The sequence below is a fragment of the Falsiroseomonas sp. E2-1-a20 genome, assembly GCF_051433195.1.
Classification (GTDB): domain Bacteria; phylum Pseudomonadota; class Alphaproteobacteria; order Acetobacterales; family Acetobacteraceae; genus Falsiroseomonas.
Map to the genome: position 1 here is coordinate 1 of NZ_JBHMFT010000167.1, position 997 is coordinate 997.

1 protein-coding gene is annotated in these 997 nt (G+C 70.8%); it reads right to left on the bottom strand.

The genetic code is table 11. The features are described from left to right. Window positions 1-748: VanZ family protein (locus tag ACFHPP_RS31165; RefSeq protein ID WP_437167102.1), on the bottom strand; the 748-nt coding region annotated here is incomplete at its 3' end. Between the last annotated feature and the right edge of the window lie 249 nt (window positions 749-997).

Here is a 997-nt window from a genome sequence, read left to right on the forward strand (position 1 = left end):
CCATGCGCCGGTCCACGATCGGCACGGCAAGAGCCAGCGTGCCGAGGACGAGCGCCGCGAAGGGCAGCGCTCCGCCCAGCCGTGGCCAGGCGGCCCCGAGCAGGCGCGCCGTGACCAACCAGAGCAGGCACAGCCGCAGGCCCCGCCAGGGATCGAGCAGCGGCGCGCGAATCAGCGGCGCCAGGCTCTGCCGCCACTCGCCCAGGTCGATGGAGGGGATGTAGGGATACAGCCGATAAGCCAGCCAGCAGATCAGCAGCAGCGCGGCAAGTGGCTCGATTGGCGCCAGCGCCACGCCGCGCGGCCGCCAGGCGCTGCGCGCTACCAATGCCCCCGCGGCCGCGCCGATCCCGCCGCCCAGCGCGTTCAACATCAGGTCGAACCCGCTGGAAGAGCGGCCGGCGACATGCAACTGGCTGATCTCCATGCCGGCGGAAAGCAGCGCGCAGGCGAGCGCGGCGAGCAGTGTCGCCAGGCCAGCGCGCAGCCGCGCCGCGAGCGCGAAGCAGAGCGCAAAGCCGAGCGGCGCGTAGAGCACCAGGTTCGCCGCCACGTCACCGCGCCCGCCGGGACGCCGTGCCAGTGCAGCGAGCACCGCGTCCAGCAGCTTCTGCCCCTCCGGCAGCGGGCGAAAGCGGAACGGATAGAGCGAGCCATAGACGATGAAGCCTGTCGCAAGAGTGGCCAGCAGCAGGGCAGCGGGGACGGCGCGCCGGTCGCTCGCCGGTGGCGCGGAATTGGATGTCATGCGTCCATGCATGGCATGGCGCATCCGTCACTGACGAGCAGGGCGACGACGGCGCCGACCGAGGTCCCGGTCGTCGACCAGCGGCAACCTCCCGCATTCATTCCAGATCCCGTTATTTCCGCCCCCCCTTATCCCGCACCCAATCCCGCAATCCCGCACCTCAATCCCGCGGCTTTTCGGCCCTCGCGAGGGTGCGGGATTGCGGGATTAGGCGCAGGGTAGTTCGTCATCAGGCCAACGCCTGGGCCT